11 protein-coding genes are annotated in these 16,499 nt (G+C 68.1%); 6 read left to right on the forward strand and 5 right to left on the reverse strand.

Translation table 11 applies throughout. The features are described from left to right. Positions 1 to 69: 69 nt before the first annotated feature. From ABIE00_RS06530 to ABIE00_RS06545, 4 genes are all read right to left on the reverse strand, one after another. Positions 70 to 807, reverse strand: a complete 738-nt coding sequence (locus ABIE00_RS06530) for an amino acid ABC transporter ATP-binding protein (RefSeq protein WP_331575779.1) — start codon at positions 805 to 807, stop codon at positions 70 to 72. Beyond that, positions 804 to 1,568 carry an amino acid ABC transporter permease gene (locus ABIE00_RS06535; protein WP_354258232.1) on the reverse strand — a complete coding sequence of 255 codons (765 nt, stop codon included), beginning with the start codon at positions 1,566 to 1,568 and terminating at the stop codon, positions 804 to 806. The genes ABIE00_RS06530 and ABIE00_RS06535 overlap by 4 nt, the downstream gene beginning before the upstream one ends. A gap of 18 nt (positions 1,569 to 1,586) precedes the next feature. Beyond that, on the reverse strand, positions 1,587 to 2,537 hold the full coding sequence (locus tag ABIE00_RS06540; RefSeq protein ID WP_354258235.1) for an ABC transporter substrate-binding protein: 951 nt from the start codon (positions 2,535 to 2,537) through the stop codon (positions 1,587 to 1,589). Positions 2,538 to 2,885: 348 nt separating this feature from the next. Continuing rightward, complete coding sequence (locus ABIE00_RS06545) at positions 2,886 to 3,596, reverse strand: 3'-5' exonuclease (RefSeq protein ID WP_331575785.1); 711 nt, start codon at positions 3,594 to 3,596, stop codon at positions 2,886 to 2,888. A 143-nt stretch (positions 3,597 to 3,739) separates the two neighbouring features. Between ABIE00_RS06545 and ABIE00_RS06550 the strand changes: the two genes are divergently transcribed. From ABIE00_RS06550 to ABIE00_RS06560, 3 genes are all read left to right on the forward strand, one after another. Continuing rightward, entirely contained in the window at positions 3,740 to 4,156 is a 417-nt protein-coding gene (locus tag ABIE00_RS06550) for an MGMT family protein (protein WP_354258238.1), read from the forward strand. A 137-nt stretch (positions 4,157 to 4,293) separates the two neighbouring features. Continuing rightward, a complete protein-coding gene (locus ABIE00_RS06555) occupies positions 4,294 to 7,590 on the forward strand; it encodes an ATP-dependent helicase (protein ID WP_354263286.1) in 3,297 nt (1,098 codons plus the stop codon). Beyond that, positions 7,587 to 11,090, forward strand: coding sequence for an ATP-dependent helicase (locus tag ABIE00_RS06560; RefSeq protein ID WP_354258241.1), 3,504 nt, complete (start codon positions 7,587 to 7,589; stop codon positions 11,088 to 11,090). The genes ABIE00_RS06555 and ABIE00_RS06560 overlap by 4 nt, the downstream gene beginning before the upstream one ends. Before the next feature lie 13 nt (positions 11,091 to 11,103). Here ABIE00_RS06560 and ABIE00_RS06565 read toward each other — a convergent pair whose 3' ends face one another. Then, positions 11,104 to 12,468 (reverse strand): phosphotransferase, encoded by a 1,365-nt coding sequence (locus tag ABIE00_RS06565; protein ID WP_354258244.1) that lies wholly within the window; start codon positions 12,466 to 12,468, stop codon positions 11,104 to 11,106. Between the two features lie 163 nt (positions 12,469 to 12,631). Here ABIE00_RS06565 and nudC point away from each other — a divergent pair, with 163 nt between their 5' ends. From nudC to ABIE00_RS06580, 3 genes are all read left to right on the forward strand, one after another. Next, positions 12,632 to 13,684: an NAD(+) diphosphatase gene (nudC, locus tag ABIE00_RS06570; RefSeq protein WP_354258246.1), complete on the forward strand. Its 1,053-nt coding sequence runs from the start codon at positions 12,632 to 12,634 to the stop codon at positions 13,682 to 13,684. A gap of 84 nt (positions 13,685 to 13,768) precedes the next feature. Then, positions 13,769 to 15,901 (forward strand): ATP-dependent DNA helicase UvrD2, encoded by a 2,133-nt coding sequence (locus tag ABIE00_RS06575; RefSeq protein ID WP_354258248.1) that lies wholly within the window; start codon positions 13,769 to 13,771, stop codon positions 15,899 to 15,901. Further along, a complete protein-coding gene (locus tag ABIE00_RS06580; protein WP_354258251.1) occupies positions 15,901 to 16,494 on the forward strand; it encodes a M48 metallopeptidase family protein in 594 nt (197 codons plus the stop codon). Before ABIE00_RS06575 ends, ABIE00_RS06580 begins: the two co-directional genes overlap by 1 nt. Positions 16,495 to 16,499 lie beyond the last annotated feature (5 nt).

A 16,499-nucleotide genomic window follows, 5' to 3' on the forward strand; every position in this document is an offset into this window, starting at 1 on the left:
CAAAAAAACTCTGGCACCCGCCGCGGCGGGTGCCAGAGTTTTTTGCTGTTCCGGTGTTCCGGGCGGCCTCTAGAGGACGTCCGAGAGGAAGCCCTGCAGCCGTTCGGTCCGGGGGTTTTCAAAGACCTGCCCGGGCGGGCCCGACTCCACCACCACGCCGCCGTCCATAAACGTCACGGTGTCCGAGACGTTGCGTGAGAAGCCCATTTCGTGTGTCACCACCACCATGGTCATGCCGCCCTTCGCGAGGTCCGCCATTAACGCCAGGACACCCTTGACGAGCTCGGGGTCGAGGGCGGAGGTGGCCTCGTCGAAGAACATGACTTCCGGCTTCATGGCGAGCGCACGGGCGATCGCCACCCGCTGCTGCTGGCCGCCGGAAAGGGTGGCTGGGCGGACGTCGGCCTTGTGCTTGAGCCCGACGAGGTCGAGCTGGTTCAGGGCCTCTTCACGCGCCTGCTCCTTGGGCAGCTTCCGCAGCTTGCGCAGGGCGAACGCCACGTTTTCGCCGACGCTCTTGTGCGGGAAGAGGTTGAACTGCTGGAACACCATGCCGATCCTGCGCCGCAGCTCATCGGGGTTTTCCTTCAGGACCGACTTGCCGTCCAGGAGGATGTCCCCTGCGTCCGGTTCGATCAGACGGTTCATCACCCGCAGCAGGGTCGACTTGCCGGAACCGGACGGGCCAATCACCGACGCGGTTGTGCCGGCCGGGACGCTGAGGTCGATGCCGCGGAGGACCTTGTTGTGCCCGAAGGCGAGGTGGACGTTTTTCGCCTCGAGAGAGCCTGACGTGAACTTGCTCATGAGTGGGCTCCCTTCCCGACGACGGCCGCAGCCTCGTCCGGTTCCATCTTCTGTGGCCGGCCGGTGCGCAGGCGCGCGTCGATCCAGTTGACCAGGTGCGTCAGCGGGACTGTCATCGCGAGGTAGAACACGGCGGCCGCGACGTAGCCGGACAGGTTGCCGCTGCGGGCGGCGGCGTCCTGGCCGATCTGGAACAGCTCCCGCTCGGAGGCCAGCAGTCCCAGGGTGAAGACCAGCGAGGACTCCTTGATCAGCGCGATGAACTGGTTCACCAGTGCCGGGAGCACCCGGCGGATGCCCTGCGGCACCACGACCATCCGCAGCGAGGGGCCATAGCCGAAGCCCAAGGCCCGGGCGGCCTCAAGCTGGCCCTTGTCCACGCTCTGGATGCCGGAGCGGAAAATCTCCCCGATGTAGGCGCTGGACATGAGCGAGAGTGCGGCGATGCCCATGGGGTACGGGCTGGTGACCCCGGTCAGCTCGCGGAAGATCGGGCCGAAGCCGAGGCCGATGACGAGGATGGTGAGAACCGCCGGGAGTCCACGGAACACGTCCGTGTACACCCGGGCGGCCCACCGCGCCACAGGATTACGCGAGATGCCCATCAGGGCCAGCACCATGCCGGCCACGCAGCCAATGATGCCCGAGACGATTGCGAGGACGAGGGTGTTGGGCAGTCCGACCGAGAACATGGCCGGGAGTACCTCGGCGATGGCCTTCCAGTCGAGGAAGGTCTCGGCGAGCCTGTTCAGATAATCCATGTGGCGCCTGTCAGTTGGTTACTTCGTGGGGACCTGGACGGCCTTGCTGCCCGGCTTCCAGCCCTCAGGAGTCTGCTCTTTGATGGTCGGACGGTCCGTGTACCAGTGGCTGGTGAGCTTGGTCCAGGTTCCGTCGGCGATCACGGCGTCGAGCGCCGCGTTGAGCGCGTCATTGAGGGGCTGGTTGTCCTTGGCCACTGCGTATGCCGTGAAGTTCTGGGTGTTGACCTTCTTCTCGGCGATCTTCGTGCCGTCGCCCGACTTGACCTGGCCCTCGGCCTGCTGCGAGGGAGCAACCCAGGCGTCGATCTGGCCGCTCTTCACGTTTGCGTAGACGGTGTTGTAGTCCGGGAAGCGGACCGGCTCGAGCTTCAGTGTGTTGGTGACGAAGTCGTCCTGGACGGTGCCCTGGACGACGCCGATGCGTACACCCTGCTTCAGGTCGTCGAAGGTCTTCACCTTCGCATCATCCTTGGTCACGATGGCCATGTAGCCGAAGTCGTAACCGTTGGTGAAGGCCACGGTCTCGCGGCGGGCGTCCGTGGTGGAGATGGAGGAGGACCCGACGTCGAACTGCCTGTTCTTCACCTGGGCCAGGAGGCTCTGGAACTTGGTCGATGCGAACTCCACCTTGAGGCCGAGCTTGGCCGCCATGGCCTTCAGGAGTTCGTTGTCGTAGCCCGTGAAGTTTCCATCCTTGTCGATGAAGATGTTGGGCGGGGCGTCGGACAGGGTGCCGACCTTGAGGACGCCCGGAGTGATCAGGCCGAGCTTGGACTTGTCGATCTTGTCCAGGGGGGTGACGTCCTTGGTGGTGTACTTGTCCAGCGTCTGCTGGTCGCTGCCGGCGAGGGCATCAGTCGACGAGCCACTGGGAGCAGCGGTGCCTCCACCGCAGGCAGCCAGGGATACGGCCATGACTACGGCCACGGGAACCGTGGTCAGCCACTTCAAGGCTTTGATTTTCATCGCGCATCACTTTCATTGGAAGAAACGGGGGCGGGCAGTCAAGCCGTCTTTGGCCGGGATCCGGCGGTGCAGAGGGCGCGCCCGCAAAACTTAATTGTCTCACTTGCCCTTAACCTGGCCGTTAGGTGGCGTAACGAGCGGGATCCAGCGGCTTTTACCGAATATAATGCGGCATTCCTGACCCTGGTGGGCCAATGGGAATGAGAGAAGTTGCTGTTACAGAATCAGCAAGGCGCAACCGGGCCGTTGGATGGGCGGGCCGGTTTTGTGAAATGCGTCGCACCAGTTTGGGGGCGGACCAGCCAGGAGCGGCTCAGGTCAGAAGCCGCGTTCTCAGAAGCCGCGTTCTCAGAAGCCCCCGCGGCTGGCATCCTCAGGAGGCAGCACCGGCCAGTCACCTTCGATGACGGCGGCGGGCTTGGTCTTGCGGAGGTACTGCTGGAAGTCGGCGGCCTGGCTGACGGCCCAGTCCACCTGAAGCTGGTGCAGCTGGCCGGCCGGCATGCTCAGTTTAGGGAACTTGCCGGCCATGGCGTCAAGCATGCGGAGTGTTGCCAGTGCGTCCGCGGCCGACGTGTGGGCGTTTTCCAGTTCCACGCCGTATTCCTCACACAGGGCGGTCAGCGTCCTCTTGCCCTTGCGGTACCGGTCCACCTGCTTGTTCATGATGTAGGGGTCCAGGACGGGGAACCGGCTCAGCTGCGGCACGCCGTAGCGGGCCGATTCGGCGGCCAGGACGGTGAAGTCGTAGCTGGCGTTGAACGCGATCACGGGAACGCCGTCGTCGAAGAGCCCCTGGAGCACGGCAGCGACTTCCCTGGTGACCTCGGCCGCAGGCCGGCCATGGCTGCGGGCGTGTTCGGTGGTGATCCCGTGCACATCGCTTGCCTCCGCCGGAATCTCAACCCCCGGATCAGCCAGCCATTCATGCTCCCGAACCACGTTCCCGGAGCTGTCCACCAGGGTGATGGAAGCCGTGACGATCCGTGCGGCGCGGGAGTTGCGTCCCGTGGTTTCGAGATCGAACGCGGCCCGGGGGAGAGTGTTCCAAGTGCTCATGGCTCCAAATTACCCGGAGGCACCGACAGTAACGGTGCTTGCCCGGCGCGTGTCCGGCATGGTGTGGGAAGACATGGTGTGGGAAGACGCACACGGCGCCCGTCCTGACGGCCGACGCGGCGTGCCGCCGATAGTCTGGGGACATGCGGGCGGAGTACGTGGAGGCGGTTTTGGCGGTGGTCGACCTTATCCCGGCCGGCTCGGCGGTGGCCTACGGGGACGTCGCTGAACTTCTTGGGGCCGGGGGTCCGCGGCAGGTCGGGTCCGTGCTCAGCCATTACGGCAGCGGCGTTCCGTGGTGGCGTGTGCTGCGGGCCAGCGGACTGGCCCCCGACGGCCACGAGTCCGAGGCCCTCAACTACTACCTGCAGGAGGGCACGCCCCTGCGCGGCGACTATCGCAGGTATGCCCGGATAGGCGAGGGGCGGTGGCGGGTGGATCTGACCGCTGCGCGGTGGGCCCCCTCCGACGCCGATTTCGACGCCCTGGACGTGATCGCCGAGCGGCTGGAAGCGTCGCTGCGAAAATTGTCAGTGCCGGATGATGGAATGTCCGTGTGACCGCAACACTCGATCAGACCGCCGACCCGGCGCCAGTCCATCCGGCATCCGCACTCCCTTCGGAACGGGACCACTCGGACTCTTCCTCCGCCGCCCCGTTCCCGTCCACCGGTCTTCGTTTGCTGCCCCCGCGCCAGGTGCACTCCCGTGTTCCGGTCCTCACGGCGGACCAGTTGGCCGCCGTCGAAGTGCCCCGGGGATCCGGCCCCGTGCTGGTTCCCGGAGCGCCCGGCACCGGAAAATCCACCGTGCTCATCGAGGCGGCCATCCGCCGGGTTGAGGCGGACGGGGTGGACCCCGAACGGATCCTCATTCTCGCCCCCGGACGGCTTGCGGCCGACACTCTGCGTGACCGGTTCACGGCCAGGCTGAACCGGAGCCTGAGCACCACGCCGGCGCGCACCTGGGCAGCCTATGCGTTTGACCTCATCCGCCGTGCCAAGGCAGAGGGGCTCCTGCCGCTGTCGAAGGCTCCGAGGCTCCTCTCCGGCCCGGAGCAGGACCTCATCATCAAGGAACTGCTGGAGGGCCACGCCCTGCCCGGCCTCGGGCTGCCCTGGCCCGATGACCTCACGGCGGCGCTGCCCACGCGCGGGTTCCGGCACGAGGTCCGCCAGCTCTTCGACCGGATTACGGAGACGGGCCGCACCGCCGAGGACCTCGCCGGCCTGGGCCGTGCCTGCGGACGGCCGGACTGGACTGCGGCCGCTGCGCTGTATGCCGAGTACCGCGACGTCCTGGATTTGCGCATGCCCGAGGCCTTCGATCCCGCGGGCATCATCACCGCAGCCCGCCAGCTCTTCCAGGATTTCCCGGACTTCCTGGCGGCGGAACGGGACCGGCTCCAGCTGGTTCTTGTGGACGACATTCAGGAGGCCAACCCGGCCGTCTTCGAACTCCTGGCCGATGTGGCCGCCGGCAAAGATGTCTACGTGACGTCCGCGCCGGACACGGTGGTGCAGGGATTCCGTGGAGCGCGGCCGGATCTCGTGGCAGAGCTCCCGGGCCTGCTGGGCGGCGAGGAGCGGACGGTCGTCGAGAAGCCGCTGTCCCATGCCCACCGGCATCAGCCGGCCGTGGCCCAGGCCTGGCTGGGGGTTGCCGACCGGATCTCCCTCCGGTCCGGTGGGCAGCTCGCCCGCCGTCTGGACCCGGTTGGCTCCGCCGTCGCTGCTGACAATGCCGGGAACCCCGGCGACGCTGCGTCGGCTGATGCCGCTTCGGGTGACACCGCCCGGCCGGCAGGCGGCGCGGTGGAGGCCCACCTTCTGCCCTCGGCCGTCCATGAGTTGCGGTACGTCGCCCAAAGAATCCTCGAGGCGCATCTCAGGGACGGGCGCCCGCTCGAGGACATCGCCGTCATTGTCCGGAACGGCGGCCAGCTGAGCCAGCTGCAGCGCTACCTCTCCGGCCAGGGGATTCCGGTGCGGATTCCGGTGGCTGAGTCCGCCGTGCGCGACGAGGTTGCCGTCCGTCCGCTGCTCGACGCCTATGCGGTGGCCCTGGACCCTGCGGTCCTCACGCCCGAATCGGCCGTGTCGCTGCTGACGTCCCGGATCGGCGGGGCGACGTCCCTCGAACTGCGCCGGCTCCGCCAGTCGCTGCGGCGGGAGGAACTGCTGGGCGGCGGCGGACGCTCCAGCGATTCCCTGCTCGTGGAGGCGCTTTTGGGGCCCGGCGGGCTGGGCACCCTGGGCATCGAAGCCCGGTCGGCCCGCAGGGTGGCCCGGATGATCCAGGCCGGGCGGAAAGCCGTCGGCGAACCCGGGTCCAACGCCGAGACAGTGCTGTGGGCCCTCTGGCACTCCACCGGGCTCGCGGCGGCGTGGACGGCCGCTGCCCTTGCCGGCGGACTCGTCGGGGCACGGGCGGACCGGGACCTGGACGCCATGATGGCGCTGTTCCACACGGCCGAACGCTACGTGGACCAGATGCCCGGATCCGGCCCCGAACAGTTCCTGGAGTACCTGCTGAACCAGGAACTGCCCATGGACACCCTGGCGGCGCGGGCCCAGGTTGACGACGCCGTGGAGCTCATGACGCCTGCCAGCGCCGCAGGCCGGGAATGGCCGTTCGTCATTGTCGCCGGCCTGCAGGAAGGCGTCTGGCCCAACACCCGGCTCCGCGGCGAGCTGCTGGGCAGCACACTGTTCGCGGACGCCGTCGAACACGGCGTGGAGTATGCCCTCCAGCTTGGCCCGTTGAGCCGGCTGCGGGAGATCCGCTACGACGAACTCCGCAGTTTTTCCACAGCGGTGTCCCGGGCCAAGGAGGTGCTGCTGTGCACCGCCGTGTCTTCCGAGGATGAACAGCCGTCCTCGTTCCTGGATTACGTCGCGCCGTTGCTGCCTGGCCAGGACGGCCGAGGCTACACGCCGGTGGAACGGCCGCTGACGCTGCGTGCGCTCGTGGCGGAACTCCGCCAGTACGCCCAGCTCGACGGCAGGCTGGCCGCCGAGGCGGATGAGGCCGTGCGTGTCCTGGCCCGCCTTGCCACGGCAGAGCCTCCTGTTCCGGGAGCCCATCCGGACACCTGGTGGGGGCTGGCCCCGCTGACGTCCGTGGACCGCGTTGTGCCTCCGGGCGGCACCGTCTACGTTTCGCCGTCGAAGGTGGAGTCGGTGCAGAAATCTCCTCTGGACTGGTTCATCCAGGCCGCCGGCGGCGAAGCGGCAACGGATTTCGCGCGCAGCCTCGGCACCCTGGTGCACGCCATCGCCCAGGACCTTCCCGATGCCAGCGGCGCGGAATACCTCGCCGAACTGGTCCGGCGCTGGCCGGCCCTGGGCATGAAGGACAACTGGGAAGGGAAACTGGACTTCCGCAGGGCCGAAGCGATGGTCCGGAAACTGGCGCAGTACGTCCTGGTCATGCGCAGTGAAGGCCGGCGCCTGGCGGGCGTCGAACAGGACTTCGAAGTGATCCTGCCCGAGCCCGCCGCCGTTTCCCGCAGCGACGTTCCCACCGATGAGGGTCCCCGGTCAGCCGTCCTGCGCGGACAGGTGGACCGGCTGGAGATCGACGCCGAGGGCCGGCTGGTCATCGTAGACCTCAAGACGGGCAAACGGCAGCCGGGCAAGGCCGAACTGGGCAGGCACCCGCAGCTAGGCGCCTACCAGGCGGCCGTGCTCGCCGGGGGCTTTGGCCCCGCCGAAGCTTCCGACGCCGAAACTCCCGGCGCCGGGGCGCAGCCCGGCGGGGCGGTGCTTGCCCAGCTGGGCACAACCACCAAGACTCCGGGGATCCAGCACCAGGAGCCGCTGGACCCGGGGGACAACTGGGCGATCGAAATGGTGAACGACGCAGCCGCTGTGATGTCCGGCCACGAATTCGAGGCAAGGCACGATCCCGCCAAGGCCGGTTACGGCGGCCTCGGCTGCCGGCTGCCGGAGGTATGTCCGCTGTGTTCGCGGGGAAAGCAGGTTACCGAATGAGCCGGACGGCAGGGCTGCCCGAGCCCAGATTCAGTCCCGAAGAGTTGTCCGTCCTGCTGGGCGAGAAAAACCTGCCGACGGCGGAACAGTCGGCCATCATCTCTTCGCCGCTTGCGCCCCGGCTGGTCATCGCCGGCGCGGGCTCAGGGAAGACGGCCACCATGGCCGACCGTGTCGTCTGGCTCGTCGCGAACGGCTGGGTCAAGCCGGAGGAAGTCCTGGGTGTCACGTTCACCAGAAAGGCCGCCGGTGAATTGGCCAGCCGCATCCGTGCCAAGCTCACTGCGCTGCAGCGGACGGCCACTGGCGGCGCCGGCGGTACTGGCAACTCCGGTGCTGCTAGCCCCGGTGGTGCTGGGGCAGGTGCGCTGCTCAGCGCCGACGCCCTGGAGCCCAAGGTCTCCACGTACCACTCGTTTGCCAGCGGCATCGTTTCCGACTACGGCCTGCGGCTCGGGATCGAGCGGGACGTCGTGCTGCTGGGCGGGGCACAGGCATGGCAGCTGGCCAGTGAGGTGGTCGAGGCTTTCGACGGCGAGTACTCGCATTTCAGGGTGGCCAAGTCCACACTCGTCAAAGCCGTCATCCAGCTCGCGGGGGAGTGCGCGGAACACCTGCAGGACCCCGACGGCGTACAGGGCTGGCTAATGCAGCGGCTCGCCGAATTCGAAGCCCTGCCGTACGTGGCCGGGGCCAAGAAGAACCCCACGCAAGCCGCCGGCGAACTTGGCGCCATGCTCCGCACACGGGCCAGCGTGGCAGAGCTCGTGGGGCGGTACGCGGAAGCCAAACGGGCACGCGGAGCCCTGGACTTCGGTGACCTCGTGGCGCTCGCGGCACGCGTAGCACAGGAGGTGCCGCTGGCCGCAGAGATGGAGCGCCAGCGCTACAAGGTGGTGCTGCTGGACGAATTCCAGGACACCTCACACGCCCAGCTGGTGCTGTTCTCCAGACTTTTCGGGGATGGCCACGCCGTCACGGCCGTCGGTGATCCGAACCAGTCCATCTACGGCTTCCGCGGCGCGTCGGCCGGACAGCTGTTCCACTTTGTCAATGAGTTTCCGGTCTGCGTGGCGGACAGCCAGTCAGGACCGGCGTCCCGGCGTCCCGCCCCCGTTTCATACCTGACCACTGCCTGGCGGAACGGCCGCAACATCCTGGCCGCCGCCAACCTCATCTCCGCTCCGCTGAGCGCCGCCGCGGCGCAGGCCGGACCCGCGGGGCAGCGTTCCTCCAGCGCGGCCGTGGAGGTGCCCGCGCTGCAGCCGAGTCCGGCCGCCGTGCAGGGCCGGGTGGTGATTGGCCGTTTTGCCACCGATGAAGACGAAGCGGCGGCGATCGCCAAGGATCTCCTAAGGTTCCGGGCCACTGACTTTGACGGTTCCTCCGCGGAAGTGCGCGTCCAGCCTGCCATGGCCGTGCTGTGCCGCAGGCGGGCGCAGATGGAATGCCTCCGCAAGGAGTTCGAGGCCACAGGCATCCCCTACGAAATTGTGGGCCTCGGAGGGCTGCTGGACACGCCCGAAATTGTGGACTTGGTCGCCACTCTGCAGGTTCTGGCGGATCCAGGCCGGTCCGACTCGCTGATGCGGCTCCTGGCCGGCGCACGGTGGAGAATCGGCCCTGCCGACCTCATGGCGTTCCGGGACTGGTCCGCGTTTCTGGCCCGTCGCCGCGGCATGGTCAGTGACGGGCGCGGCATGGGCGTGAACGACGATCCGGGTGCGAACGATCCGTCGGTCGACGGGGATCCGGAAGGCGCCGACGTCGTCATCGAGGGGGACATCACCGACGCCGCCAGCCTCGTCGAGGCCCTGGACTGGCTCCCCAGCGAGGGGTGGACGTCCGCCCATGGCCGCAGCCTGACGGCTCCTGCCCGGGAGCGGCTGCAGCGACTGGGCACGGAGCTGCGGCAGCTCCGGACGCTGATGGGCGAAGACCTGACCACCCTGCTGGGCGAGGTGGAACGGACCATGCTGCTGGACATCGAGGTTGCCGCGAGGCCCGGATTCAGCATCCACCAGGCACGGCGGAACCTGGATGCTTTCCAGGATGCGGCCGCCGGGTTCCTGCAGACCTCGCACCGGGTAGACGTCCTGGCCTTTCTTTCTTGGCTGGAAGCGGCAGCATCGGAGGAGGGCGGCCTGGACGTGCCGCCCCCGGACGTCAACCACGAGGCCGTGCAGCTGCTGACGGTACACGCCTCGAAGGGTCTGGAATGGGACGTCGTGTTCGTGCCGGGCCTGAACGCGGGCGCGTTTCCCAGCAGCCGCGACTCCAGATGGAGCAGCGGTGCCGCTGCCCTGCCCTGGCCCCTCCGCGGCGACCGTGCCGATCTTCCGCAGTGGGACCTGGACCAGCCGGACCAAAAGGGGTGGCTCGACGCCGAGAAGGTCTTCAAGGGGGACGTCCAGGCCCACGGCGAGGCTGAGGAACGGCGACTGGCCTACGTTGCCTACACCCGCGCCAAGCACGTGCTCTGGGTTTCCAGCGGAGCGTGGGTGGGCGGGCGCGGCGGGATGGCGGAGATGTCGCCGTTCCTTGCCGAGCTGGCGCCCCTGGCCGAAGGGGAAACTGCTGAGATCCACCCTGGTTCCGTCGATGAGGAATCGTTGCCGCAGGAAAGTCCGCTGACCCGGGAGCTGGAGGTGGCGGCCTGGCCGTATGACCCGCTGGAAGGTCCGGTGGACCCCCGCAGCGGCAACCGGCTCCGGCTGGTGCCGGGACGGCGGGCGGCCATGGACCGTGCCGCGGAGCGGCTGCTCACCGAGATCGCCGCCCTTGAGGCGGGCGGGCAGGGACTCCCGGCGGGCCAGGGTCTCCGCCCCCAGGCGGCAGGCTGGGAACGCGAGGCTGCCCTCCTTCTGGAACGCCGTGCCAGGCGGGCCCGGAGCCGCGACGTGCATCTGCCCGGGCATATCTCGGCATCCACCCTGGTGGACCTGGGGGAGGACGCCGAAGCCGTGGTGCAGCGGCTCAGGAGGCCCGTGCCGAGGGAGCCCGGCATGTCCGCGCGCAAGGGCACGGCCTTCCATGCCTGGGTCGAAGAATATTTCGGAACGGCGGGAATGCTGGATCTCGGCGAAGCGCCCGGCTCCGACAACCACATCGATGAGGCCTACGGCCTTGACGACATGGTCGCTACCTTCAAGGACTCCCGCTGGGCACACAGATCGCCGGCCTACGTGGAGGTCCCCGTGGAGACCCGGATCGGCGACGTCGTTGTGCGTGGCCGCATCGACGCAGTGTTCCGGGACGCCGACGGCGGCTGGGACCTCGTGGACTGGAAGACCGGCCGCCGTCCGTCGGCGGGGCAGCTGAAGACCAAGAGCGTCCAGCTGGCCGTCTACCGGCTGGCCTGGGCCCGGCTCAAGGGCGTGCCGCTGGAGGAGGTCCGGGCTGCCTTCTTCTACGTCGCGGACAACCATGTGGTGCGCCCGCACGACCTCGCGTCAGGCGCCGAGCTCGAAGGGATCGTGGCCGCCGCGCTTGCGGGGTAGGGAACCTCGCCAGTTAGGTCGTCTTGGCCTCAACCACCGTGAGGGCGACAGTGGAGGTGTCGGCATCCGGGGACTTCGGGGCCGGCGCATCTCCCTGTGCCGCGTCGTTGGTCCCGGCCGCTTCAGCAGTGTCAGATTCGCCGGCACCCGGTGCCGCCTCATCCTCCCGTGCGTTCTCCTTCAACGCGGTCTGCGGCGTGTCCTGGTCTGACGGCCGGTCCGCGTTCTCGCCGGTGTCCTCCGTGTCGGCCGGGACGGGTGTCACCTCGACCGGGATAGGCGTCACTTCCACCGGGAGCGGCCTGGCGTCAACCGGTATGGGCGTGACGTGGACGGCCGGCATGGCCTCGGACATGTCGGTGGCCGCCGGGGCGTCGACCAGGCCGGGTGCGGCCGGTGCCTGGCCGGTTGGCGGGGTATCGGGCTTGGCCGGGGGCAGCGGTTCGACGCTGATGGGCTGGCCGCCGTATTCGGCAATGTCGTCGGCGAGCGTGGACAGCATGCCTTCGGCCTCTGCGATCATGTCGTCGTCGGCTGCCGCGATGCCCTTGACGAGGTACTGGGCCAGGGCAAATTCCGCCGAGAGCGCGGCGCGGCGCAGCAGGTGGGTGTCCGGAACGTCGCGGCGCTTCGCGGTGTAGTGCTTGACCACAGCGTCGACGAAGTCGTGCTCGTTGGATGCCACGAGCCACGCGAGGTCGTCGGCGGGGTCGCCGATGCGCAGATCCGTCCAGCCGGTGACGGCCGTAACACGGTTGTCCTCAACCAGCAGATTGTCTTCGTGCAGGTCACCGTGGACCACGCAGGGGTTGAAACGCCACAGTGAGACGTCTTCCATGGCATGTTCCCAGCGGCGGAGCAGGAGGGCCGGGATCTTGCCTGTGGTCGCGGCCATGTCGAGTTCGTTGAGCCGGCGCTGGCGAAATTCGTTGGGGGTGTAGCTGGGCAGGTCGGCGTTGCTGACCAGCGCGCGGGGCAGGTCGTGAATGGCCGCCAGCGCCGTGCCGATCTCCTTCGCCAGCTCCTGCGGGCCGGCCGTCAGCTCCTCAACGGTGCGCGTGGCGCCATGCAGGTGCGAGTACACGAAGGTGGTCAGGTTCTGCTGCCGGACAGTGCCGGCCACGGTGGGCATGAGAAACGGCAGTTCGGCCCGGATACCGGGTGCGAAGGCGCGCAGTACCAGGAATTCGGTCTCCAGCCGGGTGCTGGCTTCCGCGTGCCGGGGTGAGCGGACGCGCCAGCGTTTGCCCTCGGCATCCAGAAGGAGAGCCGAGTCAAAGTCCGCCGGGTCATCCGGGGCAGAGCTCACGGCAGTCGGGCTCAGTCCGGGGACTGCCGCGGTGGCCACAGCTGCCAGTTCGATTGGTTCTCTTCTCACGGTTCCACGGTAGATTGAGCGGCGTCCAAGACAATGATGTGTCGCGGCGAGTCTCGAGATCGGCCTAAATATGCTGCCGGGAGGCAAGTGACGACTCTCATTCCGGGCCTGCCGGCACCCTCCCGAAATGTAAATTGTCACTGCGAGTCAGTACGGTGGATACATGAGTCATGCGGAGGCCGCAGTGCCGGTCGGTCAAGCGGCGGGCGCCATCCCGGAAAATCAGCTCCCGGCCGGCGAACTGCCGGCCAACCATCTCTTCGACACCGTGCTGCCGGTTCGGCCCGCCATGGTCAACAGGGGGTCGGTTGAACGGATGAGGCCCGGCCTCATTCCGGAGCTGCTGGCGGCGGGAACCGCCAAGGCCATGCTCCTGTCCGGACGGCACGCGCTGGTCCACCGGGACGCGCTCGTCCTGGCAGAGGCCGGGCCGCTGCTCGACCGGCTCGAGAGTTCCGCGTCGGGCCCGGCGCACATCATCTATCTCGGCGCCGCCCTCGGCTCCGAGGACCTTCCGGCAGGCACCGGCGTCCTGCTCTTCATCCTGCCGGAGCCGGTGGAGCCCGGTCCGGCCGGCCTGCCCGCGGGAGCCACCTGGGAGGGCTTCCGGGACGTCGCCGCGCAACTGGATCCGACGCATACTGCGCTGTTCGTTGAGGCCAGTGCCATTGCCAACTGGCACGCCACCCACACCCACTGTCCCCGGTGCGGCACCGTCACCAACGTCGAAGCCGGGGGATGGGTCCGGCGGTGCCCGGCCGACAACTCCGAACACTACCCGCGCACGGACCCAGCCATCATCGTCACGGTGGTTGGGCCGGACGGCCGTGTCCTGCTGGGCGGCGGCGGTCCGCTGGACGCAAAGAACTACTCCACACTGGCCGGATTCGTTGAGCCCGGGGAATCCCTGGAACAGGCCGTGGTCCGGGAAATCCAGGAAGAAGTGGGCGTGCGGGTCAAGGCGTGCCAGTACCTTGGCTCCCAGTCGTGGCCGTTTCCGGCGTCCCTCATGCTCGGCTTTACCGCCGTCACCGACGACACCGAAGCAAAGCCCGACGGCGTCGAGGTCACCAGGGCGCGCTGGTTCAGCCGGGAGGAAGTCCAGGAAGCCGTGCTCAGCGGTGAAATCGTCATCTCCACCAGGCTCTCCATCGCCAGGTCCCTCATTGAGCACTGGTACGGCGGCGTGATCCAGGACCGTCCGGCCGACGACTGACCGACGCGGAGCCCGGCAAAACACACTTTCCTCAAAGCCTCCATGGCGGAGCAGCCCATCCATCCCTAAAGCAAGCAGCAAGAAGTGACGACAGAAAATCCTGATGGCAATGCCTCCCTGGAGGACCGGATCCTTGGCGGCCTCGACGCGGAGCAGCGGGAAGTGGCCACCACCCTGACCGGCCCGCTCTGCGTGCTTGCCGGTGCCGGCACCGGCAAGACCCGAGCCATCACGCACAGGATCGCCTACGGCGTGCACTCAGGGGTGTACAGCCCGCAGCGGCTGCTGGCAGTAACGTTCACGGCACGTGCGGCAGCGGAAATGCGCAGCCGGCTCCGGGACCTGGGTGTCGGAAACGTCCAGGCCAGGACCTTCCACGCGGCCGCGCTGCGGCAGCTGCAGTTCTTCTGGCCCCAGGCGGTGGGCGGTGCGCTGCCCAACCTGCTGGACCACAAGGCGCAGATGATCGCAGAGGCCGCCCGCCGGCTCCGGCTGAGCACCGACCGCGCCTCCATCAGGGACCTGGCGTCGGAAATCGAGTGGGCGAAGGTGTCCATGCTCACGCCCGCCAACTACCTTGAAAACGCACAGGACAGGGGCGCTCCGGGAGGCTTTGACCTCACGGCTGTGGCCCGGGTTTTCCAAGCCTACGAAGACGTCAAGACGGACCGCAACGTCATCGACTTCGAGGATGTCCTGCTGATTACCGTGGGCATTCTGCAGGAAGACCCGAAGGTGGCGGCGACGGTCCGGGAACAGTACCGGCACTTCGTGGTGGACGAATACCAGGACGTTTCCCCGCTGCAGCAGCGCCTCCTAGAGCTCTGGCTTGGCGGGCGCAATGAACTGTGCGTCGTGGGTGACGCCAGCCAGACTATTTACTCGTTCACGGGTGCGTCCCCGAAGCACCTTCTTGGCTTCAAGGCCCAGTATCCCGACGCGAACGTGGTCAAGCTGGTCCGGGACTACCGTTCCACGCCGCAGGTGGTCAAACTGGCCAACGATCTGCTTGCTTCACGCCGAAGCGGCGGTCCGGCGGCCGACGCGGCATGGGCTGCGCCGCTGAAGCTCGTCGCCCAGCGGAACCCGGGACCCGAGCCGCAATTCACAGAATGCACGGACGACGAAGCCGAGGCTGCAACGGTCGCCGCCAAGATCCGCACACTCCTCGACGACGGCGTGCAGGCGAGTGAAATCGCTGTCCTGTTCCGCACCAACGGCCAGTCGGAGGCGTACGAGCAGGCTCTGGCCTCGGCCGGGATCGGCTACCAGCTGCGCGGCGGCGAGCGGTTCTTTGCACGGAAAGAGGTCCGCGACGCGATCCTTCAGCTCCGGGCAGCCACGCGTGCCGTGGCCGAGTCCGATCCCCAGCCACTGGGGCAGCTGGTGCGCGACATCGTCGCGTCGCTTGGCTACACCGACACCGCCCCGCACAGCGGCGGCGCCCTGCGGGAACGCTGGGAATCGCTGGCTGCGCTGGTGGCCCTGGCGGACGAGCTTGCGCAGAACCGCGGACCCCAGTTCGGCCTGGCTGACTTTGTTAACGAGCTTCAGGAGCGCTCCGTTGCCCAGCATGCACCCACCGTCCAGGGGGTTACGCTGGCGTCCCTGCACGCTGCGAAGGGCCTTGAATGGGACGCGGTCTTCCTAGTGGGGCTGAGCGAAGGCCTCATGCCCATCTCCTTTGCAGATGATCCTGCCGCGGTGGACGAGGAGCGCCGGCTGCTGTACGTCGGCATCACGCGTGCCCGCGAGCACCTTTCCCTCTCCTGGTCCACTGCCAGGACCCCGGGCGGGCGCGCCAACCGGAAGCCGTCCCGCTTCCTCGACGGACTGCGCCCGGACTCGGTGGCCAGCTCGGCTGCCCGGGGGAGGGGAACCGCGCCGCGCCGGAAGGCGGCCGCCCCCGCATCCTGCCGGGTCTGCGGGAGCATGCTGGCCAGCGGAGCCGAGCGCAAGGTCGGCCGGTGCAGCCAGTGCCCGCCCAGCTACGAAGAGCAGACATTCAACGCCCTCCGCGAATGGCGCAAGGAGGTCGCGCATTCCGCCGACGTCCCCGCATTCGTGGTTTTCACGGATGCAACCCTCACCGCCATCGCCGAAGCCCGGCCGTCCTCACTCGAGGAACTGGCCGGGCTCGCCGGCGTTGGCCCGTCCAAACTGGAGCGGTACGGCGAGGCGGTCCTCGCAGTCCTGACGGAAAGCAGCTCGCTGTAATGCCCGGAAGACTGGATACCACGACGCCCCTGACCACGCACGACGGCGCGCCCGTGGAGGTCCGCCGCTCCGCCCGCCGGCGCCGTACAGTGGCGGCATTCTGGGAGAACGGCACCGCCGTCGTCGCCATCCCCGCCCACTTCAGCAGGGCACAGGAAGCGGACTGGGTTCACCGGATGCTGGAGAAGCTGCGGACCCAGGGGGAGAAGCGTTCCAGCGGCACGGGACGGCGGCCTTCCTCGGACGCGGCCCTGGCCGCGCACGCTGCGCAGCTCTCGGCCAGGTACCTCGGCGGCAGGTCAGCCCCGACGTCGGTCCGGTGGGTCAGCAACCAAAACTCCCGCTGGGGTTCAGCCACCCCCGCCGACGGGTCCATCCGGCTTTCGGACAAGCTCCGGCCCATGCCGCAGTGGGTCATCGACTACGTGCTGCTGCATGAACTGGCGCACCTGCTGGTGGCCGGACACAACGCGGCGTTCTGGAAACTGCTGGAGGCATACCCCGAGACGGAACGCGCCAAGGCCTTCCTGGAGGGCGTGTCGTTTGCCGCCTCGCGCGGCCTCCCCGCCGGCGCCGCAGAACCGGGCCTCTAAAGCCC

The organism is Arthrobacter sp. OAP107 (assembly GCF_040546765.1).
In the GTDB taxonomy this organism is placed as follows: domain Bacteria; phylum Actinomycetota; class Actinomycetes; order Actinomycetales; family Micrococcaceae; genus Arthrobacter.

Bases quoted from the DNA above. Each gene is read 5' to 3' on its own strand.
- ABIE00_RS06530 (WP_331575779.1), bottom strand. From the start codon at position 807: ATGAGCAAGTTCACGTCAGGCTCTCTCGAGGCGAAAAACGTCCACCTC.
- ABIE00_RS06535 (WP_354258232.1), bottom strand. From the start codon at position 1,568: ATGGATTATCTGAACAGGCTCGCCGAGACCTTCCTCGACTGGAAGGCC.
- ABIE00_RS06540 (WP_354258235.1), bottom strand. From the start codon at position 2,537: ATGAAAATCAAAGCCTTGAAGTGGCTGACCACGGTTCCCGTGGCCGTA.
- ABIE00_RS06545 (WP_331575785.1), bottom strand. From the start codon at position 3,596: ATGAGCACTTGGAACACTCTCCCCCGGGCCGCGTTCGATCTCGAAACC.
- ABIE00_RS06550 (WP_354258238.1), top strand. From the start codon at position 3,740: ATGCGGGCGGAGTACGTGGAGGCGGTTTTGGCGGTGGTCGACCTTATC.
- ABIE00_RS06560 (WP_354258241.1), top strand. From the start codon at position 7,587: ATGAGCCGGACGGCAGGGCTGCCCGAGCCCAGATTCAGTCCCGAAGAG.
- nudC (WP_354258246.1), top strand. From the start codon at position 12,632: ATGAGTCATGCGGAGGCCGCAGTGCCGGTCGGTCAAGCGGCGGGCGCC.
- ABIE00_RS06580 (WP_354258251.1), top strand. From the start codon at position 15,901: ATGCCCGGAAGACTGGATACCACGACGCCCCTGACCACGCACGACGGC.